This window comes from Streptomyces sp. NPDC044002 (assembly GCF_056434525.1).
This window is the reverse complement of record NZ_JBWKEZ010000024.1, coordinates 1-20728: the sequence shown is the minus strand read 5'-3', so window position 1 is coordinate 20728 and position 20728 is coordinate 1. Positions and strand designations below refer to the sequence as shown.

20 protein-coding genes are annotated in these 20728 nt (G+C 73.8%); 5 read left to right on the top strand and 15 right to left on the bottom strand.

Annotation, left to right across the window (positions count from 1 at the left end; all coding sequences use genetic code 11):
• Window positions 1-143 precede the first annotated feature (143 nt).
• From AC07A6_RS19290 to AC07A6_RS19270, 5 genes are all read right to left on the bottom strand, one after another.
• Window positions 144-2720 (bottom strand): polynucleotide kinase-phosphatase, encoded by a 2577-nt coding sequence (locus AC07A6_RS19290; protein ID WP_478777829.1) that lies wholly within the window; start codon window positions 2718-2720, stop codon window positions 144-146.
• A complete protein-coding gene (locus AC07A6_RS19285) occupies window positions 2717-4216 on the bottom strand; it encodes a 3' terminal RNA ribose 2'-O-methyltransferase Hen1 (RefSeq protein WP_478777877.1) in 1500 nt (499 codons plus the stop codon). Before AC07A6_RS19285 ends, AC07A6_RS19290 begins: the two co-directional genes overlap by 4 nt.
• A 142-nt stretch (window positions 4217-4358) precedes the next feature.
• Window positions 4359-4589, bottom strand: coding sequence for a hypothetical protein (locus AC07A6_RS19280; protein WP_125822865.1), 231 nt, complete (start codon window positions 4587-4589; stop codon window positions 4359-4361).
• Between the two features lie 90 nt (window positions 4590-4679).
• Window positions 4680-5546 (bottom strand): homocysteine S-methyltransferase, encoded by an 867-nt coding sequence (gene mmuM, locus AC07A6_RS19275; protein WP_478777828.1) that lies wholly within the window; start codon window positions 5544-5546, stop codon window positions 4680-4682.
• Window positions 5547-5556: 10 nt separating this feature from the next.
• Entirely contained in the window at window positions 5557-6483 is a 927-nt protein-coding gene (locus AC07A6_RS19270; protein ID WP_478777827.1) for an LLM class F420-dependent oxidoreductase, read from the bottom strand.
• 293 nt (window positions 6484-6776) lie between these two features.
• On the opposite strand from AC07A6_RS19270, the gene AC07A6_RS19265 reads away from it, so the two are divergent.
• Entirely contained in the window at window positions 6777-8369 is a 1593-nt protein-coding gene (locus tag AC07A6_RS19265) for a hypothetical protein (protein WP_478777826.1), read from the top strand.
• A 177-nt stretch (window positions 8370-8546) separates the two neighbouring features.
• A complete protein-coding gene (locus AC07A6_RS19260) occupies window positions 8547-8831 on the top strand; it encodes a hypothetical protein (RefSeq protein ID WP_478777825.1) in 285 nt (94 codons plus the stop codon).
• A 71-nt stretch (window positions 8832-8902) separates the two neighbouring features.
• Here AC07A6_RS19260 and AC07A6_RS19255 read toward each other — a convergent pair whose 3' ends face one another.
• The 4 genes from AC07A6_RS19255 to AC07A6_RS19240 form a co-directional block, all read right to left on the bottom strand.
• The gene (locus AC07A6_RS19255; protein WP_125814888.1) at window positions 8903-9391 is read right to left on the bottom strand and encodes a DUF6099 family protein; all 489 of its coding nucleotides are present in this window, start codon (window positions 9389-9391) and stop codon (window positions 8903-8905) included.
• Between the two features lie 122 nt (window positions 9392-9513).
• Entirely contained in the window at window positions 9514-9909 is a 396-nt protein-coding gene (locus AC07A6_RS19250; RefSeq protein ID WP_478777824.1) for a nucleotide pyrophosphohydrolase, read from the bottom strand.
• Window positions 9906-11309, bottom strand: a complete 1404-nt coding sequence (locus AC07A6_RS19245; protein ID WP_478777823.1) for an AAA family ATPase — start codon at window positions 11307-11309, stop codon at window positions 9906-9908. Before AC07A6_RS19245 ends, AC07A6_RS19250 begins: the two co-directional genes overlap by 4 nt.
• Window positions 11310-11375: 66 nt before the next feature.
• The gene (locus AC07A6_RS19240) at window positions 11376-11771 is read right to left on the bottom strand and encodes a cell division protein SepF (RefSeq protein ID WP_125606022.1); all 396 of its coding nucleotides are present in this window, start codon (window positions 11769-11771) and stop codon (window positions 11376-11378) included.
• Window positions 11772-11869: 98 nt separating this feature from the next.
• On the opposite strand from AC07A6_RS19240, the gene AC07A6_RS19235 reads away from it, so the two are divergent.
• The 3 genes from AC07A6_RS19235 to AC07A6_RS19225 all read left to right on the top strand — a co-directional run bounded on the left by AC07A6_RS19235 (window position 11870) and on the right by AC07A6_RS19225 (window position 14300).
• Window positions 11870-12535, top strand: coding sequence for a TetR/AcrR family transcriptional regulator (locus tag AC07A6_RS19235; protein ID WP_478777822.1), 666 nt, complete (start codon window positions 11870-11872; stop codon window positions 12533-12535).
• A gap of 43 nt (window positions 12536-12578) precedes the next feature.
• Window positions 12579-13316, top strand: a complete 738-nt coding sequence (locus AC07A6_RS19230; RefSeq protein ID WP_478777821.1) for a DUF2470 domain-containing protein — start codon at window positions 12579-12581, stop codon at window positions 13314-13316.
• A gap of 63 nt (window positions 13317-13379) precedes the next feature.
• Window positions 13380-14300, top strand: a complete 921-nt coding sequence (locus AC07A6_RS19225; protein WP_478777820.1) for an NADP-dependent oxidoreductase — start codon at window positions 13380-13382, stop codon at window positions 14298-14300.
• A 124-nt stretch (window positions 14301-14424) separates the two neighbouring features.
• Here AC07A6_RS19225 and AC07A6_RS19220 read toward each other — a convergent pair whose 3' ends face one another.
• The 6 genes from AC07A6_RS19220 to AC07A6_RS19195 form a co-directional block, all read right to left on the bottom strand.
• Window positions 14425-15747 (bottom strand): LLM class flavin-dependent oxidoreductase, encoded by a 1323-nt coding sequence (locus tag AC07A6_RS19220; RefSeq protein WP_478777819.1) that lies wholly within the window; start codon window positions 15745-15747, stop codon window positions 14425-14427.
• 63 nt (window positions 15748-15810) lie between these two features.
• On the bottom strand, window positions 15811-16767 hold the full coding sequence (locus tag AC07A6_RS19215) for an ABC transporter permease (RefSeq protein WP_478777818.1): 957 nt from the start codon (window positions 16765-16767) through the stop codon (window positions 15811-15813).
• Window positions 16764-17585 carry an ABC transporter ATP-binding protein gene (locus AC07A6_RS19210; RefSeq protein WP_362461078.1) on the bottom strand — a complete coding sequence of 274 codons (822 nt, stop codon included), beginning with the start codon at window positions 17583-17585 and terminating at the stop codon, window positions 16764-16766. Before AC07A6_RS19210 ends, AC07A6_RS19215 begins: the two co-directional genes overlap by 4 nt.
• A gap of 6 nt (window positions 17586-17591) precedes the next feature.
• On the bottom strand, window positions 17592-18635 hold the full coding sequence (locus tag AC07A6_RS19205) for an ABC transporter substrate-binding protein (protein WP_362461075.1): 1044 nt from the start codon (window positions 18633-18635) through the stop codon (window positions 17592-17594).
• A gap of 14 nt (window positions 18636-18649) precedes the next feature.
• Window positions 18650-19204 carry an NADPH-dependent FMN reductase gene (gene ssuE, locus AC07A6_RS19200; RefSeq protein WP_478777817.1) on the bottom strand — a complete coding sequence of 185 codons (555 nt, stop codon included), beginning with the start codon at window positions 19202-19204 and terminating at the stop codon, window positions 18650-18652.
• Between the two features lie 29 nt (window positions 19205-19233).
• Complete coding sequence (locus tag AC07A6_RS19195; RefSeq protein ID WP_478777816.1) at window positions 19234-20181, bottom strand: TauD/TfdA dioxygenase family protein; 948 nt, start codon at window positions 20179-20181, stop codon at window positions 19234-19236.
• Window positions 20182-20728: the final 547 nt, after the last annotated feature.

Here is a 20728-nt window from a genome sequence, read left to right as displayed (position 1 = left end):
GGGTCGCGGACACTCCGCTGCCCTGGATGAACGATCCCGCCGCCGCTTTCCCGGGGCTTCCGCGGGAAAGTTCCCCCATACGACCTAATTCGAGGCCGTACGGGGGCTCCCGCTTTACGCCCCGCCCTGACCCGCGAGCGGGGTCACAGGCGCGGGTCGACCGGCTCCGACTCCAGGGCCAGCACGGCGAACACCGGCTCGTGGACCCGCCACAGCGGCTCCCCCGCCGCCAGCCGGTCCAGCGCCTCCAGGCCGAGCGCGTACTCGCGCAGCGCGAGCGAGCGCTTGTGTCCCAGGAACCTGTGGCGCAGCCGCTCCAGCTGCTCCGGACGCGCGTACTCCGGCCCGTAGATGATCCGCAGGTACTCGCGCCCCCGGACCTTCACCCCGGGCTGGACCAGCCGGCCACCGCCGTCCCGGGCGTACGCCTGGAGCGGCTTGACGACCATGCCCTCGCCGCCGGCGGCGGTCAGCTCCAGCCACCACTCGGTGCCCGCGCGGACGGACTCCTCGTCGCCGGTGTCCACGTACACCCGGCGGGTGCGGCGCAGCAGCGGCGCGTCCGTGCCCCCGTCGGCGTCCGCGAGCCGGTCCAGCCAGGCGAGCTGCTCGTCGTGCGGTACGGCCGCCAGCGACCGGCCGGCCGCGGCGAGCAGCTGGAACGGCGCGAAACGTACGCCGTCCAGCCCGTCGGTGCTCCAGCAGTAACGCCGGTACGCCTCGGTGAACGCGGCGGCGTCGGCGGCCCGGCCGCGCTGGCGCTCCAGCAGCGCGCCGGTGTCCACGCCCCGGGCCGCGGCCGCCTCCAGTGCGGCGACGGCGTCCGGCAGGACGGCGCGGGAGGCGGCGCCCACGGCCGCGTACTGGTTGCGGAGCAGGCCCGTGGACTTCAGGGACCAGGGCAGCAGTTCCCCGTCGAACAGCAGCCAGTCGGTGCCGAGTTCCTCCCACAGGCCCGCGCGGTCGACCGCCGTGCGCAGCCGGGCGAGGAACTCCTCGGTGAGCTCCGGGTCCGGGAAGAACGGCCGGCCGGTGCGGGTGTAGAGGGAGCCGGTGGGGCCGTCCTCGACGCCGAACCGCGCGCGGGCCGTGTCCGCGTCCCGGCACAGCAGGACGGTGGCGCGGGAGCCCATGTGCTTCTCCTCGCACACCACCTGGCCGATGCCGTCGGCCCGGTACTGGGCGAAGGCCTCGGCGGGGTGCTCCAGGTGGCCCTCCTCCTGCGAGGCGGCCGTCGGCGCCATGGTCGGCGGCAGGTAGGGCACCAGCCGGGGGTCCACCGCGAAGCGGCTCATGACCTCCAGGGCGGCGGCCGCGTTCTCCTCGCGGACGCCGACGTTGCCCAGGTGGCGGGTCTCCACGACGCGGCGTCCGTGGACGTCGGCCAGGTCGAGCGGGCGCCCCTCGTGGCCGCCCGGCACCTCGGCGGCGAGCGGCTTGACCGGCTCGTACCAGACCTTCTCGGCCGGCACGTCGACCAGTTCGCGCTCGGGCCAGCGCAGGGCGGTCATCCGGCCGCCGAAGACGGCGCCGGTGTCGAGGCAGATGGTGTTGTTGATCCAGGTGGTGTCCGGGACCGGGGTGTGGCCGTAGACCACGACCGCCTTGCCGCGGTAGTCCTCGGCCCACGGGTAGCGCACGGGCAGGCCGAACTCGTCGGTCTCGCCGGTGGTCTCGCCGTACAGGGCGTGCGAGCGCACCCGGCCGGAGGTGCGGCCGTGGTACTTCTCGGGCAGCCCGGCGTGGCAGACGACGAGCTTGCCGCCATCGAGGACGTAGTGGCTGACCAGGCCGGCGATGAACTCCCTGACCTCCTTGACGAACTCCTCGCTCTCACGGGAGAGCTGCTCGACGGTCTCGGCGAGGCCGTGGGTCTGCTGGACCTTCGATCCCTTGAGGTAACGGCCGAGCTTGTTCTCGTGGTTCCCGGGCACGCACAGGGCGTTGCCGGACTTGACCATGCCCATCACCCGGCGCAGCACGCCGGGGCTGTCGGGGCCGCGGTCGACGAGGTCGCCGACGAAGACGGCGGTGCGACCGGCGGGGTGGACGCCGTCCTCGTAGCCGAGCTTGGCGAGCAGGGTCTCCAGCTCGGAGGAGCAGCCGTGGATGTCGCCGACGATGTCGAAGGGGCCGGTGAGGTGGGTGAGGTCGTTGAAGCGCTTCTCCAGCACCACTTCGGCGGATTCGGCCTCCTCCACCGTGCGCAGGACGTGCACCTTGCGGAAGCCCTCGCGTTCCAGGCCGCGCAGGGAGCGGCGCAGCTCGGAGCGGTGCCGCTGGATGACCCGGCGGGGCAGTCCGGCCCGGTCGGGGCGGGCGGCGTTGCGCTCGGCGCAGACCGACTCGGGCATGTCGAGGACGATCGCGATGGGCAGGACGTCGTGCTCGCGGGCCAGCCGGACGAGCGCGCGGCGGGACTCCTGCTGGACGCTGGTGGCGTCCACGACGGTGAGGCGTCCGGCGGCGAGCCGCTTGCCGGCGATGTAGTGGAGGACCTCGAAGGCGTCCTTGCTGGCGCTCTGGTCGTTCTCGTCGTCGGCGACCAGGCCCCGGCAGTAGTCGGAGGAGAGGATCTCGGTGGGCTTGAAGTGCTTGCGGGCGAAGGTGGACTTGCCCGATCCGGTGGCGCCGACGAGGACGACGAGGGACAGGTCGGTGACGGGGAGCACGCGGTGGGCCGCGCGGTCTGCCGTGCGGTCGGTGGTGGGGGTGGTCATGCTGCCTCGCCCTCCTTCGGGGTCTCGGTGGCGATGGTGAAGACGGCCATCTGGGTCGGGGCTCCGACCTCGGGGTCCTCGTCGCCGACGGGTACGTGGGCGACGGTGTAGCCGTGCCGGCCGGCGACGCGGGCGGCCCAGGCGCGGAACTCCTCGCGGGTCCACTCGAAGCGGTGGTCGCGGTGGCGGGCGTGTCCGGCGGGCAGGGACTCCCAGCGGACGTTGTACTCGACGTTCGGGGTGGTCACGAGGACGGTGCGGGGGCGGGCCGCGGCGAAGACGGCGTACTCCAGCGCGGGCAGCCGGGGCAGGTCGAGGTGCTCGATGACCTCGCTGAGCACGGCCGCGTCGTAACCGGCCAGCCGCTTGTCGGTGTAGGCCAGCGAGCCCTGGAGCAGCCGGACGCGGGAGCTCTGCCGCTCCCCCATCCGCTCCAGCCGCAGCCGGCGGGCGGCGACGGTCAGCGCCCGCACGGACACGTCGACGCCGAGGACCTCGGTGTACGCCGGGTCCTTGAGCAGGGCCCGCACCAGGTGTCCCTCGCCGCAGCCGAGGTCGAGCACCCGCTGGGCGCCGGCCTCGCGCAGTGCGCCGAGGATCGCGTCACGCCTGCGCACGGCGAGCGGGACGGCCCGCTCCGGGGTGCCGGCGGCTTCCGGCGCCGCCTCGGCACCGTCCGGGGCCGCGTCCACGGCGTTGTCGAGTTCCTCGGCCTCGCTCCCGTCGGCCTCGGCCAGCCGGGCCAGTTCCAGGCGCTCCATGGCGTCGCGGGTGAGCTCCTTGCGGCGGGCCAGGTAGCGGGCGGTGATCAGCGCGTGCTCGGGGTGCCCGGCCAGCCAGCCGTCACCGGCGCGCAGCAGCTTGTCGACCTCGTCGGGGGCGATCCAGTAGTGCTTGGCGTCGTCGAGCACCGGCAGCAGGACGTACAGCTGGCGCAGCGCGTCCTCCAGCCTGGCCCGGCCCTCCAGCACGAGCCGCACGTAACGGCTGTCGCCCCATTCCGGGAACCGCTCGTCCAGCGCGATCGGCGTGCTCTCCACCCGGTCCCAGCCCAGCGGGCCGAACAGGCGGCGCACCAGCTCCGGGCCGCCGCGGGCGGGCAGCACCGGGATCTCGATCCGCAGCGCGAGCGGCCGGCCCGGCAGTTCGGGGCGCAGGGTGCACTGGCCCTTGAGAGCGGTGCGGAAGACCCCGCTGAGCGCGACGGCGAGCAGCGAGGAGGCCGCGTACGGGCGGTCGTTGACGTACTGGGCGAGGGCGGCGTCGGGCGCCCCGCCCCGCCCCTTGCCCTGGCCGCGCCGGACGAGCGCGACGGGGTCCACCTCCAGCAGCAGCGCCGCCGTGCACCGTTCGGCCGTGGCCTCGGGGTAGAACACGTGAGCGGTGCCGTGCGAGGTGGAGAAGGCCTGCGTCCTGCCGGGATGCTTGTGCAGCAGGAATCCCAGGTCAGTGGCCGGATTCTCCGTCGTGCCGGTGGTGCTGATCGTCAGGAACATGCGCTCCAGCATGACCCGGCCCCCGCCGTCGGTGCGAACGGATTTCCGGTGGCCGCCCGCCGGACGGGGCGCAGGTGCGGCGGCCGGCCCGCTCCTGCGGGTGATCCGGCCGCCGCCCCGCGAGGACCTCCAATGGGTCGGGTCAGCGCTGCTTGGGGATGTTCAGCGGGCGGCCGATGTGCCAGTGCGGCTCGGTGCCGCTGTACGGGCACAGGTAGGCGATCCGCTCGTGCTGCCACGGCTGGATCCGGTGCATCTCGCTCGCGGCGTGTTCCGCCGCGGCCTCGTTGGCGAACTGCTTCTTCTCCCCGCACGCCCTGGAGCGGGTGATGCGGCGCCTGGCGGCGGCGCCCGTCCTGCTGGTGCGCTTCATCCGTCCTGCCTATCCCAGCAGGAGCCCACCAGAAAGAGCCTTCACCCGATCGAGTGATAGTCGGTCGCGGCCCCTTGCCTTCGCCCCGGATCACGCCAGACGCGGCCCCAGCTCGGCGATGCGGTCCGGGCCGATGCGGCAGCAGCCCCCGACGAGCCGGGCACCCGCCGCACGCCAGGCCTCGACGGGCCAGGGGGCGGAGGTGGCGGGGGCGTTCCAGCTCCCGGTGGCGGCGTCCCAGACGGAGCCGTCGTTCGGGTAGGCCACCAGCGGCTTGGCGGTGACGGAGGCGGCGGCCTCCAGGGCGGGCAGCACGTCCGCCGGATCGCAGCAGTTGACGCCGACCGCGATCACCTCGGGGGCGGCGGCCACCAGGGCGAACGCCTCCGTGAGGGGCTGGCCGGCCCGGGTGCGGCCGCCCGCGACCGTGTACGTGAGCCAGGCGCGGGCGCCCGTACCGGCGAGCACCCGCAGCAGGGCCTGCGCCTCCTGGACGTCCGGAACGGTCTCCAGCGCCAGGACGTCGGGGCCGGCCGCCAGCAGCGCCCCGATCCGGGGCCGGTGGAAGCCGGCCAGCTCCGCCACGGTGAGCCCGTACCGGCCGCGGTACTCGGAGCCGTCCGCCAGGAGCGCCCCGTACGGGCCCACCGAGGCGGCCACCCAGACCTCCCGGGCGGCGGCCCCGGCGGCCGCGCCGGCCACCCGCACGCTCCGCTCCAGCAGGTCCGGCTCGTCGCCGACCTGGTAGCTCGCGGTGATCAGCACCTCGGCGCCGGCCCGCACGTACGCCGTGTGGGCGGCCTCCACCTGGCCCGGGCGCTCGGCGAGCACCCGGCCCGTCCACATCCCCCCGGACAGGTCGCAGCCCTGGTCGGCGAGCTGGTTGCTGAGGCCGCCGTCCAGGAGCACGGCCCTGCGGGCCAGGGCTTCGGCGAGCGGGCCGGTCGCACGGGGCACGGCGGCGGCCCTACCGGCCGAGCTGGGGCAGGACGCGGGCGGAGATCAGCTCCAGGTGGTCCAGGTCGCCGAGGTCGAGGAGCTGGAGGTAGACGCGCGAGGAGCCGATGGCGGAGTAGGTGCCGAGTTTCTCGACGACCTCGTCCGGGGAGCCCGCCAGGCCGTTGGCCTTCAGCTCGTCGACCTCGCGGCCGATGGCGGCGGCCCGGCGCGCGACCTCGGCGTCGTCCTTGCCGACGCACACCACCAGGGCGTTGGAGTAGACGAGTTCGTCCGCCTTGCGGCCGGCCGCGGCGGCGGCCTCCCGGACCCTGGCGAACTGCCGCCGGCTGTCCTCCACCGAGGCGAACGGCATGTTGAACTCGTCCGCGTAGCGGGCGGCGAGCCGCGGGGTGCGCCGCGCGCCGTGGCCGCCGACGAGGATGGGCACCTTGGCCTGGGCGGGCTTGGGGAGCGCCGGGGAGTTCTCCACCTGGTAGTGGACCCCCCGGTGGTCGAAGACGGCGCCGGGCTCGGTGGCCCACATCCCGGTGACGATGGCCAGCTGTTCCTCCAGCCGGGCCATCCGCTCCGCGGGGAAGGGGATCCCGTACGCCTTGTGCTCCTCCTCGAACCAGCCCGCGCCCAGGCCGAGTTCCACCCGGCCGCCGGACATCTGGTCGACCTGCGCCACCTGGATCGCGAGGACGCCGGGCAGCCGGAAGGTACCGGCCGTCATCAGCGTGCCCAGCCGGATCCGCTTCGTCTCCCGGGCCAGGCCCGCGAGGGTGATCCAGGCGTCCGTGGGACCCGGCAGGCCGTCGACGGAGCCCATCCGCAGGTAGTGGTCCGACCGGAAGAACGCGTCGAAGCCCAGCTCCTCGGTGGCCTTGGCGACGGTCAGGAGGGTCTCGTAACTCGCACCCTGCTGCGGTTCGGTGAAAATGCGAAGATCCATGCTCGCCATCCTGCCCTTCCGACCCCTGCCGGGTGGTCGGCGGTTGATTCGGTTGTTGGCCGTGGCCGGCCGTCGGCTACCTCGTACGGGTGAACGGGAGTCGTTGCAGGGACGGGTGGCTTCGTTGAGACGCCAGTCTGAGCAGGGAACGTCCGTGCTGCTGCAGGGGATGGGGAGAGGGGCCTATGGCCCGCGGTGGGAGGAAGCGGGAGCCGAAGCGTGCGCTGCGCGAGCTGGTCGCGCCGTTCACCGTGTCTGCTCCTGCGGGTGCGCGGATCAGGGATCGTCTGCGCGTGTCCGCGGAGGATGCCCTGGTCTTGCGGTTTGTTGGCGGGCATCTGGGCGGGTGCGCCCGTGCCGATCTGGCTGAGCGGCTGCGGATTGGTCGGGTGGCGGTGAAGGGGAATCGGCGGGCGGAGCGTAAGCGGGCGCTGACGAAGGTGTCGTCATCGCGCTGGGCGGGGGCGATGACCCGCGCCAGTGAGGATCAGTACCAGCTCTCCCTGCGGTGTCTGTTTGATGAGAGGGCCTCCCTGCGCCGGGCCATCGCCAGGATCCGTCAGCGTCTGGCGGTGCCGTGCGGGCAGCGTGCGGGCGGTGTCCGGGGCTATCCGAGCCCTGCCGAACGTGCGCAGAAGCAGCGCCGGTTGCAGGTGCTCACCGCGCGCCTGGCCGACGTGGAGGCCCGTATCGAGGTTGGGCATCCGTCGGTCGCCGTAGGCGGCAGGCGGCTCGCCAAGGTGCGGCACCACCTCACGGAGGCCGGTCTCAGTGAATCCGGGTGGCGGGAGCGGTGGGAGGCGGCCCGCCTGTTCCTGACTGCCGACGGGGAGTCGGGGGCCCGGTTCGGGAACTACACGATCAGTGTGGACCCGGCCTGCGGCACGGTCTCGATCGTGCTTCCCGAGCCCTTGCGGCACCTGGCGAACGCGCCACGCGGCCGCTACCGCCTCGCCTGCACCGTCATCTTCAACCACCGCCGGGGCGAGTGGCTGGACCGGGTCACAGCCAACCGGGCCGTGCGCTACGACATCACCCACGACCCCGAACGTGGCCGCTGGCATCTCGACGCGTCCTGGTCCACCCCGAAAACGGTCCTGCCCACCCCGGCCGAGCTTGCCGCCACCGGTGTGCGGCTGCTGGCCGTGGACCTCAACGCCGGCCACCTCGCCGCATGCGTCATCGACGCGCACGGCAACCCGGTGGGCCGGCCCTTCACGCTCCCCGCCGACCTGACCGGACCCGCATCGCAGCGCGACGGACGACTGCGGCAGGCGATCAGCGAACTCATCCACCTCGCCAAGGCGAACGGCTGCGCCGGTCTGGCGATCGAAAACCTCGGCTTCGACGACGCCCGCGCCACCGGCCGCGAAACCATGGGCCGCGGCAGACGCGGCAAGGCCTTTCGCCGCACGGTCGCCGGACTCCCCACCGCCCGCTTCCGGGAACGCGTGCGCGGCATGGCCCACCACGCGGGGCTCGTCGTCGTCGCGGTCGACCCCGCCTACACCTCCCGTTGGGGAGCACAGCACTGGAAGCAGCCTCTCCAGCAGCAGTCGAAGACCGTTGCCGTCACCGGCCACCACGCGGCCGCAGCGGCGATCGGCAGGCGCGCCCTCGGACACGGGGCACGGCGTCGGCCAGGTGTGACCGCACACGACCAGAGGATCGTGTTGCGGAGAGCTACCGGCCAGACCGTCCCCCGGCCGAGGGCGTGCGGGACCGCGAGCCCGCCAAGGACCACAGGCACGCCCCACCAGGGCACCAAGACCTGCCGGGACCGAAGCGACCAGCTCGCGCTGCTCTCCGTTTCCCAAGACCGTTCGGGGAGACAACCGGCCAGCCCGGTTTACGGCGATCCGGCCAACACCGGCCGACATCGCTAGGAATGGTGAATCTTCGTCAACCGGAAGGGCCACCGCCCCGCCCCGCCAGTGACCAGCGCCGATGGGGATCGTTGGCTCGGACGGAGCCGGACCGCCCGGCCCGCGCGCCGGCGGCCTCCCGCCGATGCGTCCACCGCCCCCTTCCGCACCGGAAGGGCCAGGGCCGAGGAGGCCGCCATGTCCCACGAGTCCGCGCCAGAGCATCCCGGACAGACCGGACAGGCAGCACACGACCACGCACGCCAGGAGTCCGCGGCTCCCGCCCAGGGCGGCGCACCGAAGGGCCTGCTCCAGCAGATGGAGGAGCTGATGGCGGCGCTGAACGCCGACCTCTCCCAGCTCGACGCCGACCTCCAGCACTCCGCGGACCGCACCACCCTCCCGGCCGCGCCGACGGCCTCCGGCGGCCGCGCGTACGAGGGCGAGCTCCGCTCCGACCGCCACTCCGACCGGTCCTTCTGACCGTACGGGGGTCCCGTCGCGCGCGGCGGGACCCCCAGCCGCGCACCCGCCCGCCCGGGCCCGCTCCCGGCTCAGCTCACGCCGGACGCCGAGCCCCGCTCGCGCACGGCAGCCATCCGGCGCAGGAGTGCCCGCACCCGGTCGCTCGACTCGTCCGCCGCGTCGATCGACTCTATGCACTGCCAGTACAGGCCCTCGTCGTCCGTCGCGCAGGCCACCCCGACGAGGGCTATGCCGACCTCGCCGAGCAGCTCCTGGAGCCCGAGCAGTGCCTGCCGTATGTCGGCCGTCCCGGTGAGCTGCGCCGCCCTGGGCGGCTGTTCGGGAGGTCTTCCCTCGCCCCGCAGGGCCGCCCGGTCGATGACCCCGCACCCTCTGCCGCCGGCTTCACCCAGTCCCCGCGCCTCCGCTCTCAGCTCCGGCGGCCCGGTGACCGCCAGCCAGCTCCCCATGCCCTGTGCGAGCGCCTGGGCCTGCCAGGCCTCGCCCACGATGTCCCATGCCTCCCCGCTCCGCGCCAGCGCGTGCCGGCCGGCCGCGATGAGCCGTACCGCATCCATATGCCGTCCCCCGTCCGCACGACATCCCGCCGTTCTCCACTACCCAGAGTGAAGGCAACGAGCCAGTAAAGCCAGGGGTATTCGGAAATCTGTGGACACAAACATGGTTGTGGACGACGCCATCACTCCGAAGAGTGACGATCTGGTGTCGAAGTACCGGTTACCGGGAAGCGGTGCTCGTTCCTCTCGATCTTCGCGGCCAGCGCATCCAGCACATCAACCCCGACCACCTCACAGAACTGCAGCAGGTACGCCATCACGTCGGCGACCTCGTCGGCCACTCTGTGTGCGCTTTCGGGCTTCTCCATGACCACCGCCGACTGTTCCGGAGTCAGCCACTGGAAGATCTCGACCAGTTCGGCTGCCTCCACGCTCAGGGCCACGGCCAGGTTCTTGGGCGTGTGGTACGGGGCCCAGTCCCGGGCGGCCGCGAAATCGGCCAGCCGTCGCTGGAGTCGGTACAGGCGTTCGTCCCGCCGGGGCGGGGGCCCGTCACCCGTGGGTGCTGCGTCGTTCATGGGGACAGGTCTACCACTGAGACGCCGGGGGCCCCGCGTCCGGTTCCCGCGGTGTCCTCGCCGACCGCCGCCACCAGCCTGATGTGCCCGCGCCCGCCGGACAGCAGGGCCAGCCGCAGCAGTTCGGCGGACTGCCGGCGGTCCAGCCCCCGGTCCAGGCCGTCGGCGAGGACGGTGAGGGCCTGGCGGGCGGAGAGCAGTTCGGCGGCCGGGTCCACCTCCAGCACCCCGGGGCCGGTGAGCAGGACCAGGGCCAGCGCCAGGAAGCGCAGTTCGCCCGCGCCGAGCCGGTCCAGGCCGGTGGGAGGGCGGCCGGGGCCGCGGTCCAGCACGGCGGCCACCAGCCCGGCCCCGTGCGCGGCCGCTCGCCCGGCCGCCCGTACGTCCAGCCCCGCCACCGGCCCGGCGCAGCCGGTCCGCGCCGCCCCGGCCAGCAGCGCGTGGCGGGTGCCGCATTCGTGGCGGGTCCGGCGCAGCACGTCGGCCAGGTTCCCGCAGTCGGTGCGCAGCCGGCCCTCGCCGGCCGGGACGGGCGCCCGCATCCGGCCGGGGTCCGGGTCGCAGGCGAACACCGCGCGCAGGGCCACCACCACCTGCTCGGCGGCGGCCAGCACCCGGCGCTGGCCCGCCGTGGACCCGGCGACGCGCAGCGGCAGCAGTCCGGTGCCGAGGCGGTCGTCGGGCATCGGCGCGCGGGTCACGCCCACGGTGCCGCCGGTGAACCAGGCGGCCTCGACGGTGCGCCGGCGCGGGTCGCGCAGGGCGGTGGTGAGCAGGATCCGGCCGTCCTGGGAGAGCCGTTCGCCGGCGATGCGCAGCACGGGTTCGGCCTGGACCGCGAGGTCGAGGCGGACGGGGCCGCAGGGGCCGTCGACCGTGCAGCCGAGGCGGAATCCGCGCCGCCCGCCGCCGTCGGGGAGGGCCCCTTCGGGCACCCGGGACCCGGGGTCGGGGAAGGCCTCGCGCAGGGTGGCGCCGGAGGCGAGGGCGGCCAGCGCCCGGTAGGCGTCCAGGGCCTGGGTCTTGCCGCTGCCGCTGGGGCCGGTGAAGAGGGTCACGGGGCCCAGGGGGAAGGCGGCCGCCCGGTGCGGCCCGAAGGCGGAGAGCCGCAGCTCGGTGACGGCGGGCCGGGCCGGTCCCGCGTCGGCGGGCGCACCGCCGGAGGGGGCGGCACCGCCGGAGGGGGCGGCACCGCCGGAGGGGGCGGCTCCGTCGGCACTCGGCGGCGTACCGGACGCGCGGCCGGCATCGGCGGCGCGGCCGGCATCGGCGGCGGAGCCGGGCTCGCCCCGGGGGTGTCCGCGTAACGGGCTGTCGGCCGCGGCTGCCGGGCACGGCGGCGTACCGGTCGGGGCGGCGGCGGGGCGGCCGGGCCCCGCCGCGTCCAGGATGGCGTCCATGGCCGGACGGTACGGTCCGCCCGGGTGCCGGGGTGCCCGCCGAACCGTTCCGCCGCCGCGACCTTCCTACGATCGGGGGACGGCCGCGGCCGCGATCCCCTCCACCTCGGTCCCGACCGGGGCCAGCAGGAAGACGTTGCGGTCGACCCGGTGCATGCCGCTGCCGAGGCCGAAGACCACACCGCTGCTGAAGTCGAGGATCCGCTTGGCCACTTCGCTGTCCGCGCCGGTGAGGTCCAGCAGTACGGGGATCTGCGCGATCAGGTACTCCGCCACCTCCCGCGCGTCGGCGAAGATCTGAACGCGGATCACCACGAAGCGCCGCTGTTCCGCCGCGGCCGCTCCGGGGGCCTTGGGGATGGTGCGGTGGTCCACCCGGGAGGGCCATTCGTTGCGACTGCGCAGCGGCACCACCTGCGCGAGTCCCTCCCACTGCTCGTCGGTGACGTCGTACCTGCTCACCGGGCCGCCTCGGCCGTGCGCTTCATGTGCATCCACCCATCCTCTCGTGTTTCACCCGTTCAGCCCAACACCGACACGAAGGACGTAGGGTCGCCGCCATGACCAATGGCGACGAGGTCCGCACGTTGAGCGACACCGCGGGCTCCGGCCCCGCCCGGTCCGGTACCGCGGGGAAGGGCGGGCCGGCCGCACGGCCGCTGCGCCGCGAGGACGCGATCCGCAACCGGGTGCAGATCCTCGCGGCCGCCGAGCAGTTGTTCACCGAGCGGGATCCGCGCGGTGTGACGATGGACCACATAGCCAAGGCGGCCGGCGTCGGCCGGGCCACGCTCTACCGGCGGTTCCCCGATCCGGCCTCCGTGGCCGCCGCGCTGCTGGACGAGCACGAGCGGGCCCTGCGCGGGCGCCTGGCGTTCGGCCCGCCGCCGCTGGGTCCGGGCGCCCCGCCGGCGCAGCGGCTGGCCGCCTTCTACGCGGCGGCCCTGGAGCACCTGGAGCGGCACCTGCCGCTGGTGCTGGGCATCGGCCCGGGCCCGGCCCGGTTCGCGGGCGGCACGTACCGGCACTGGCGCGCGCACGTCCGGGCCCTGCTCGTGGAGGCGGGTGCCGACGATCCCGACGTCAGCGTGGACGCCCTGCTCAGCCCGCTCTCCCCGGAGGTCTACCAGTTCCAGCGGCACACCCTGGGCTTCGCGCCGGCGCGGATCGCCGAGACGCTCGGCCGGCTGGCGCGCGGGGTACTCCCCGACTCACAGATAGGTTAGGTTAGGCATACCTAAGTCAATCTCCGATGAGGGAGAGATCCGCATGCGCCTGCCCGGTGCCCCCGCCGCCACGCCCGCCGCCCGGCCCACCGGGGCCGAGCTGGTCCGCTCCGTCCTGGCCGCCGCCCACTCGATGACGGTCGTCATCGACGGCGTGCGCCACGAGGTCCGCAACCTGGACGGCGGGGACGTGCTCGGCCGGCTGCACCTGCACCCCGCCGCACCCCTGGCCGGGCACCCCGCCGCACTGCTGAACGACGGCCTGCCCGCCATCCGGCTGGAGTTCACCGACATCGCCCCGACACCCGTACGCGACCGGGTGCGCGCCCGCGTCACCGTCCTGGGCCACCTGCTGACCCCCTGGGCCGACGAGGCCTCCGCCCCCGGGACCACCACCTGCGTGGAGTACGGCCAGGCGGTCCTGGAGACCGCGCGGGGAACCTCGTACATCGGACTGGACGAGCTGGACGAGGCCTGGCCCGACCCGCTGGCCCCCTACGAGGCCGGCATGCTCACCCACCTCCTCGACGACCACCCCGAACTGGTGACCCTGCTGCTTCGGCTGGTACGGCCGCTGCCCTCGGCCGCCGTCGTCCGCGCGCTGCCGCTGGCCATGGACCGGTACGGGATCACCCTGCGCCTGGAGGAGCGCACCGGCCACCGCGACGTGCGCCTGCCCTTCCCCTCCGTCCTCGACGACGTCGACCAGGCGGGCACCCAGATCCAGGCCCTGCTCAGCGCGGCCCGGCGGCGCTCGCACCGCAACTCCCTCCCCGCTTGAGGAACCCTGGAGTCCGGGCACCGGCCCGGAATTCCCGCCGCGACCTGCTCCGTTGTGGCGTACATGAAGGCAATCACCTACGACAGCTACGGAACTCCCGCCCGGCTGGAGCTCGTTGAGGTTCCCGAGCCCAAGGTCGCCCCGGGGGAGGTCCTGATCCGGGTCAAGGCCGCCGGGGTCAACCCGGTGGACTGGAAGCTCGCCGCCGGGTACCTCGACCCGATCCTCGAAGTCCGCTACCCCGTCATACCCGGCTGGGACGTGGCCGGAGTCGTCGAGGCCGTCGGCCCCGACACCTTCGAATTCGCCGTCGGCGACGAGGTGTACGGGTACGTCCGCAAGGAGTGGGTCGAACTCGGCACCTACGCCGAGCTCGTCTCGGCCCCCGTGCGGACGCTGGCCCGCAAGCCGCGCGCCCTGACCTTCGAGCAGGCCGCGGGCATACCGCTGGCCGGCCTCACCGCGTACCAGTCCCTCACCCGCGTGGACGTCAAGGCCGGCGAGACCGTCGTCATCCACTCCGCGGCGGGCGGCACCGGCTCCCTCGGCGTGCAGATCGCCGTCGCGCTCGGACTGCGCGTCATCGGCACGGCCGGCGCGCACAACCACGACTACCTGCGCTCGCTCGGCGCCGAGCCCGTCCTGTACGGGGACGGCCTCGCGGACCGGATCCGCGAGCTCGCCCCCGAAGGCATCGACGCCGGGCTGGACTTCTTCGGCGAGGGCGCCGTGGACATCCTCCAGACGCTCGTCAAGGACCGCGGCCGGGTGGTCTCCATCGCCGATTACGAGGCCGCCGCCAAGGGCGCGCACCAGCTGTGGGTGCGCCCGGACACCGCCGACCTGACGTTCCTGGCGGAACTCGCCGACTCGGGCAGGCTCACGGTCAACGTCGAGCACGCGCTGCCGCTCGCCGAGGCCGCGAAGGCCTGGGAGCTCAGCGCCGCCGGCCGCACCCGCGGCAAGATCGTCCTGACGGTCTGAGCGCCGGCCGGGCGCAGCCGGGGGCCGCGTGCGGTCGGCCCCCGGGCACCGTCCGGGCCGGGAACACGGGCGGGCCCCGGAGCGCGTGCTCCGGGGCCCGCGCCGTTCCCCTCCCCCTCCTCCCCTACCGGGTGTGGCGGTTGACGGGGCGCGGCAGGCCGTAGTTCTCGCGCAGGGTGCGTCCCTCGTACTCGGTGCGGAACAGCCCCCGGTCCTGGAGGACCGGCACGACCTGGTCGACGAAGTCGGTGAGGCCTGTGGGCAGGACGGGCGCCATGATGTTGAAGCCGTCGGCCGCACCCTGGGTGAACCACTCCTCCAGCTGGTCCGCGATCTGCTCGGCGGTGCCCGCGAAGACGCGGTGGCCGCGGCCCGCGCCGAGGCGCGCGATCAGCTCCCGCAGGGTGAGCCCGTCGCGGCGGGCGATCTCGGCGACGAGCGTGAAGCGGCTCTTGTTGCCGTTGATCTCCCGCTCCTCGGGGAGCTCGGGCAGCGGGCCGTCGAGATCTGCGCCGGTGAGGTCGGTGCCCAGCATCCCCGACAGCTGCGCGAGCCCGTACTCCGGGACCTGCAGCTCGGTGAGCTCCCGCTCCAGGGCCTTCGCCTCGGCCTCGGTGGCACCGATGACGGGGGCGATGCCGGGCAGGACGAGCAGCTCGTCCTCGGTGCGGCCGTGGCGGGCGAGGCGGGACTTGAGGTCCTTGTAGAACGTCTGGCCGTCGGCGAGGGTCTGCTGCGCGGTGAAGACGGCCTCCGCGTACTGGGCCGCGAACTCCTTGCCGGACTCGGACGAGCCGGCCTGCACGAGCAGCGGGTACCCCTGCGGGGAGCGCGGCACGTTGAGCGGGCCCGCGACGCCGAAGTACTCGCCCTTGTGCGCGGCCGGGTGGAGCTTGTCGGTGTCGGCGTAGATGCCGCGCTCCTTGTCGAGGACGATCGCGTCGTCCTCCCAGCTGTCCCAGAGCTTGGTGGCGACGTCGAGGAACTCGCGGGCCCGGTCGTAGCGCAGCCCGTGCTCCAGGTGCTCCTCCCGGTTGAAGTTGCGGGCCTCGTCGATGGTGCCGGAGGTGACGATGTTCCAGCCGGCCCGGCCGCCGCTGATGTGGTCGAGGGAGGCGAACTTGCGGGCGAGGTTGTAGGGCTCGTTGAAGGTGGTGGAGACGGTGGCGATCAGGCCGATGTGCTCGGTGACGGCGGCGATGGCGGAGAGCAGGGTGATCGGCTCGAAGCCGCCGAGGGCGTTGTACCGGGCCTTGCCCCACAGGGCCACGCCGTCCGCGAAGAAGATCGAGTCCAGCCGTCCGCGCTCGGCGGTCCGGGCCAGCTCCTGGAAGTAGCGCACGTCGGTGACGCGCTCGGGGCTGCTGGCCGGGTGCCGCCAGGCGGCGTCGTGGTGGCCTGCGTTCATCAGGAAGGCGTTGAGGTGGAGGGTGCGGGGTGCGGGCATGTCTGTTCCCTGGGTCGGGCGGGAGGGAGGGAGGGCGGGCGGCGCGGGGCGCGGGACCGGCGGTCAGGCGGGGACGCGCCAGAGGCTGAGGCGGCGCTCGACCGCCACCAGGACCTGGTTGAAGGCCACGCCGATGGCCGAGATCGTGACGATCCCCGCGTACATCTGCGGAATGGCGAAGTTGAACTGCGAGGCGTTGATCAGGTAGCCGAGCCCCGCCTTGGCGCCGATCATCTCGGCGGCCACCAGGACCAGGATCGACACCGCTCCGGCCAGCCGGATGCCCGTGAAGACGGCCGGGACGGAGGCCGGCAGGATCACCTTCTGGAAGAGCCTGGGCGTCGACAGGTTCATCGACCGGGCCAGCCGGACCAGGGTGGGGTCCGCGTTGCCGACGGCGCTGATGGTGTTCAGCAGGATCGGCCAGACGCAGGCGTAGACGACGATCGACACCTTCGAGGTCTCCCCGATGCCCAGGAGCAGGACGAAGACGGGGAGCAGCGCGAGGGCCGCCGTGTTGCGGAACAGCTCCAGCAGCGGGCCGAGGAAGGCCGCGACAGGCCGGTACCAGCCGATCAGGAGCCCGAGCGGGACCGCCACCACGACGGCGATGGCGAAGCCGCCGAAGGACCGGGTCAGACTGGCCCGGGCGTGCTCGCCGAGCTGCCCGTTGCCGAGCAGCTCCCACCAGGCCCGGGCCACCTCGCTGACCGGGGGCAGGAAGGTGGCGTCGACCAGGCCGAGCCGGGGCGCGGCCTCCCACAGCACGAGCAGGGCGAGGATCGCCGCCGACCGCAGCAGCGAGGCCCGCAGCCAGCGCAGTACGGGCACTGCCCGGGCCGGCCGGCGGACGGCGGGCGCGGCAGGGGCGGGGGCGGCGGCAGTGGCGGGGGCGGCGGGAGCCGCCGGCCGCGCCCCGTCCCGTACGGCGTCCGGGTCCGCGGGGGCCGGTCCGGCGGGGACGAGCGTGCCGGCCCCGGCGCGGGTGGCGGGGGCGGTGACGGGTGTGTCGGTGCTCATGCGGCGGCCTCTTCCTTCTCCAGTTGCTGGGCGCGGGCCACCTCGTCGTGGAGCAGGCTCCAGATCTCGTGGCGGTAGCGGGCGAACTCCGGGCTGGAGCGCAGGTCCTCGCCGGTGGCCCCGGTGAGCCGGTCGCCGAGCGAGACCGGGACGACCTCCTTGACCCGGCCCGGCCGGGAGGTGATGACCGCCACCCGCTGCCCGAGGTACACGGCCTCCTCGATGCCGTGCGTGATGAAGACGACGGTCTTGCCGGTCCGCTGCCAGATGCGCCGCAGCTCGTCCTGGAGGGACTCGCGGGTCTGCGCGTCCAGCGCGGCGAAGGGCTCGTCCATCAGCAGCACGTCCGGGTCGTACGCCAGCGAGCGGGCGATCGCGACCCGCTGGCGCATCCCGCCGGACAGCTCGTGCGGATGCCGGTCCTCGAATCCGCCGAGCCCCACCAGGTCCAGGAACTCCCGGGCCCTGGCCGCCCGTTGTCTGCGCGGGACGCCGGTGGCCTCCAGGCCGAACTCGACGTTGCCGAGCGCGGTGCGCCAGGGCAGGAGCGCGTACTGCTGGAAGACGATGCCCCGGTCCAGCCCCGGCCCGGTGACGGGCTCGCCGTCGAGCAGGATGCGGCCGGAGGTGGGCCGGGTGAGGCCGCCGAGGAGGTCCAGGAGGGTGGACTTGCCGCAGCCGCTGGGGCCGACGACGACCAGGAACTCCCCCGCCGCGATCTCCAGGTCGATCCCGTCGAGCGCGGTGAACTCGGCTCCCCTCCCACCCCCCTTGACGGGGAACGTCTTGGTCACGGACTCGAACACGATCTTGGCCATGCCGGTTCAGCCCTTCCCCTGGCCGTTGAACTCGTTGGTGTACAGGTCGGCGGCCTTGAGCTGGCCGGCCTTGATCTCGCCCCGCTCGCCGAGCCAGTCCAGCCACAGCTGGAACTCCTTGTCCTCGATGCGCCCGTACTGCCCGGCGACCCCGTAGGAGCGCCAGTACTGGAGGGTGGCGGTGTCCTCGTTGCGGCCGCGCCTCTTCACGATCTCGGTCTGGCGGGCGATGACCTCCTCGCGCGGGGTGGTGCGCGACCATTCGATGGCCTTGCCGACCCCGGTGACGAAAGTGCGGACGGTGTCCGGGTTCTGCTTCACGAACTGCTTCGTCATCACGTACGAGCCGGCGCTGAACCTGCCGAGCAGGTCGTAGTCGCTGAACAGCGGCCTGATCCCGCCGGCCGCGAGCGCCTTGTCGCGCAGTACGCCGCCCAGCACCCCGACCTCGATCTGCTTCTGCCGCAGCACCTGCTCGGTGTTGACGGGCGGCACGACGAGCGCCTCGACCTTGGCGGAATCCGCCTTCGATATCCCGTTGCGGCTCAGGTATACGTCCAGGAGGGCCTGGGAGTGCGCACCCAGGGTGTTCATGCCGACCTTCTTGCCGAGCAGGTCGCGGGCCGAGCGGATCGGGCTGTCCTCCAGGACGTAGTAGCCGCTGTACGCGTCCTGGTCGACGCCGTAGTAGGAGATGACGGAGGTGATCGGGGCCTTGCCGGAGGCGAGTTTGACGATCGCGCCGTTGAAGGCGCCGCCGAAGTGGATCTGGCCGGTGGCGGCGGACTGGATGTCCTGCGGGCCGCTGATGGTGTTGCCGACCCACTCCAGCTTGAGGTTCCCGAGGTAGCCGAGGTCGGCGGCCAGCTCCGGGAGGGTCACGTAACCCACGCTGCCCTGGTACTTGAGCGTGGTGACCTGGCCGCCGGGGCGGCCGGAACCGCCTCCGGTGGCGGTGGCCGTGCCGCAGCTCACCGCGGCCGCCGAGATGCCGAGCAAGGTCAGGAACTGGCGCCGGGAACGGGTGGCCGTGGTGGATGCTGCGGACATGACGGTTCCTTGGGTTACGGGACGGTGGTGAGGGCGGGGAAGGCGCGGAAGGCGTCGGCGAACTCGTCGACGGCCTGGAAGAGGTCCAGCTCGGCCTCGGGGCGCAGCCGGTCGGGGCCGGCCCCGCGCTCCACGGAGGAGTCCAGGACGAACCGCCCGGCGGTGACGTGCCGGGCACCGAGCGCGGCGAGCACCGGGCGCAGGGCGTAGTCGATCGTCAGGACGTGGGCGAGGCTGCCGCCGGTGGCCAGCGGCAGGACGTTCTTCCCGGCCAGGCCGTCCTGCGGGAGCAGGTCGAGGAAGGCCTTGAGGAGTCCGGTGTACGAGGCCTTGTAGACCGGCGTCGCGATGACCAGGCCGTCGGCTCCGGCGACGGCCTCCAGGGCGCGGCGGATCTCCGGCTCACCGCGCCGGGCGGACAGCAGGTCGGCGGCGGGGAGGGTGCGCACGGCCAGGTGCGCGGTCTCGAACCCGGCATGGGCCAGGCGCCGCAGCACGTGGCCGGTGACGACCTCGGTGCGGGAGTGGGCGGAGGGGCTGCCGGTGAGGGCGAGCAGCTTGGACGGCACGGCGTGCTCCGTTCTCGGGCGTGGGGAGGTCAGGCGGAGGCAGAGGCTCCGGACGCGATGCCGAAGGACGGCTCGGGAACGGCCTCCGGGCTGATCAGCCGGGAGGGCACCCCATCGGGCCCGACCGGGACGTCGCCGTCGACGGTGACCCGGCGCAGGGTGCGCTCGTGCTCGTCGGAGTCGTCGACGCCGTAGTGCTGGGTGGCGCGGTTGTCCCAGATCGCGACGTCACCGGCCCGCCACTGCCACCGCACGGTGTTCTCGGGGCGCTCGACGTGCGCCTGGAAGAGGTCGACCAGGACCCGCGAGTCCCGCCCGGTCAGCCCCTGGATCCGCTGCACGAAGTTGCCGAGGAGCAGGGTCCGCTCGCCGGTCTCGGGGTGGACGCGGACCAGCGGGTGCTCGGTGAGGAACTTGGTGGAGGTGAACACCTCCCGGTACTGGGCGAGGGCCTCGGGGAGGGCGTCCGGCTTCAGCGCGGCGTAGTCGTACTCGTTGGAGTGCACGGCCCGCAGCCCGTCGGCGAGCGCCCGCAGCGGCTCGGGCAGGTGGGAGTAGGCGGTGGCGGTGTTGGCCCAGAGCGTGTTGCCGCCGTACGGGGGGATGGTGACGGCCCGCAGGATCGAGAAGGCGGGGTAGGCCGGGACGAAGGTCACGTCGGTGTGCCACTGGTTGGCGCGGGCGCCGTGGTGGGAGTCGATGCCGAGGGCGTAACGCCCGTCCGCGGAGGGCACGGTGGGGTGCGCGACGGGCGTCCCGAGCAGCCGGGCGAAGGCCTCGTGGGAGGCCTCGTCCAGGTGGTCCTGGTCGCGGAAGAAGACGACCTTGTGGGCGAGCAGGGCGGCCCTGACCTCGGCGACGGTCTCGGCGGCGAGCTCGCCGCCCAGGCGGACGCCGCCGATCTCGGCGCCGATGCGGCCGCCGATCTTCGTGACGGTGGTGGCGGTGGCGGTATCGGTGGCAGTGGCGGTAGCCATGAGGACTCCTCGGTGTTATTTCCGCAGCGGAAGAAATGGGCGCAGCAGTAACCCGGACCCGGCGGTACGCCGGGGCACGGCGGAGCGGTGGTACGGGAGCGGCCGGGGCTGCGCCCCGGGCCCCGGCGGCGATCACGCGGCGGGGGTGCGGGGCGGCCGGGGGCCGACGGGTCGGGGGCTCAGGCCCCGAGAAGGGCCGGACAGCGGCCCGGACACCGGCCGGGCGCGCTACAGGGTCCGGAGGTGCGGAGCCGCGGGGCGGGGTACGCGTTCGCGGTCATGGCTCGGAGCCTGTCAGCGCCACCGCACGGGGTCAACCCCCGCCCCACCCCCCTACCGAGCCCCACCACACCCCCGCTGACCTGCACGTTCACCCCACCCCCCGGCCGAAAACCCCTGGCCGGATTTCACGGCCCCGCAACGCCCCCGCCATGTCGCTCCGCGGGGGGTGTGGGGTGGGCGGTAGCCCCTGGGGCGGTCTCAGGGAGGGTTGGGGGCTTCCCGTCAGTCCCATCGTCCTTCCGGTTCGGGCCGGTCCCTCAAGGGC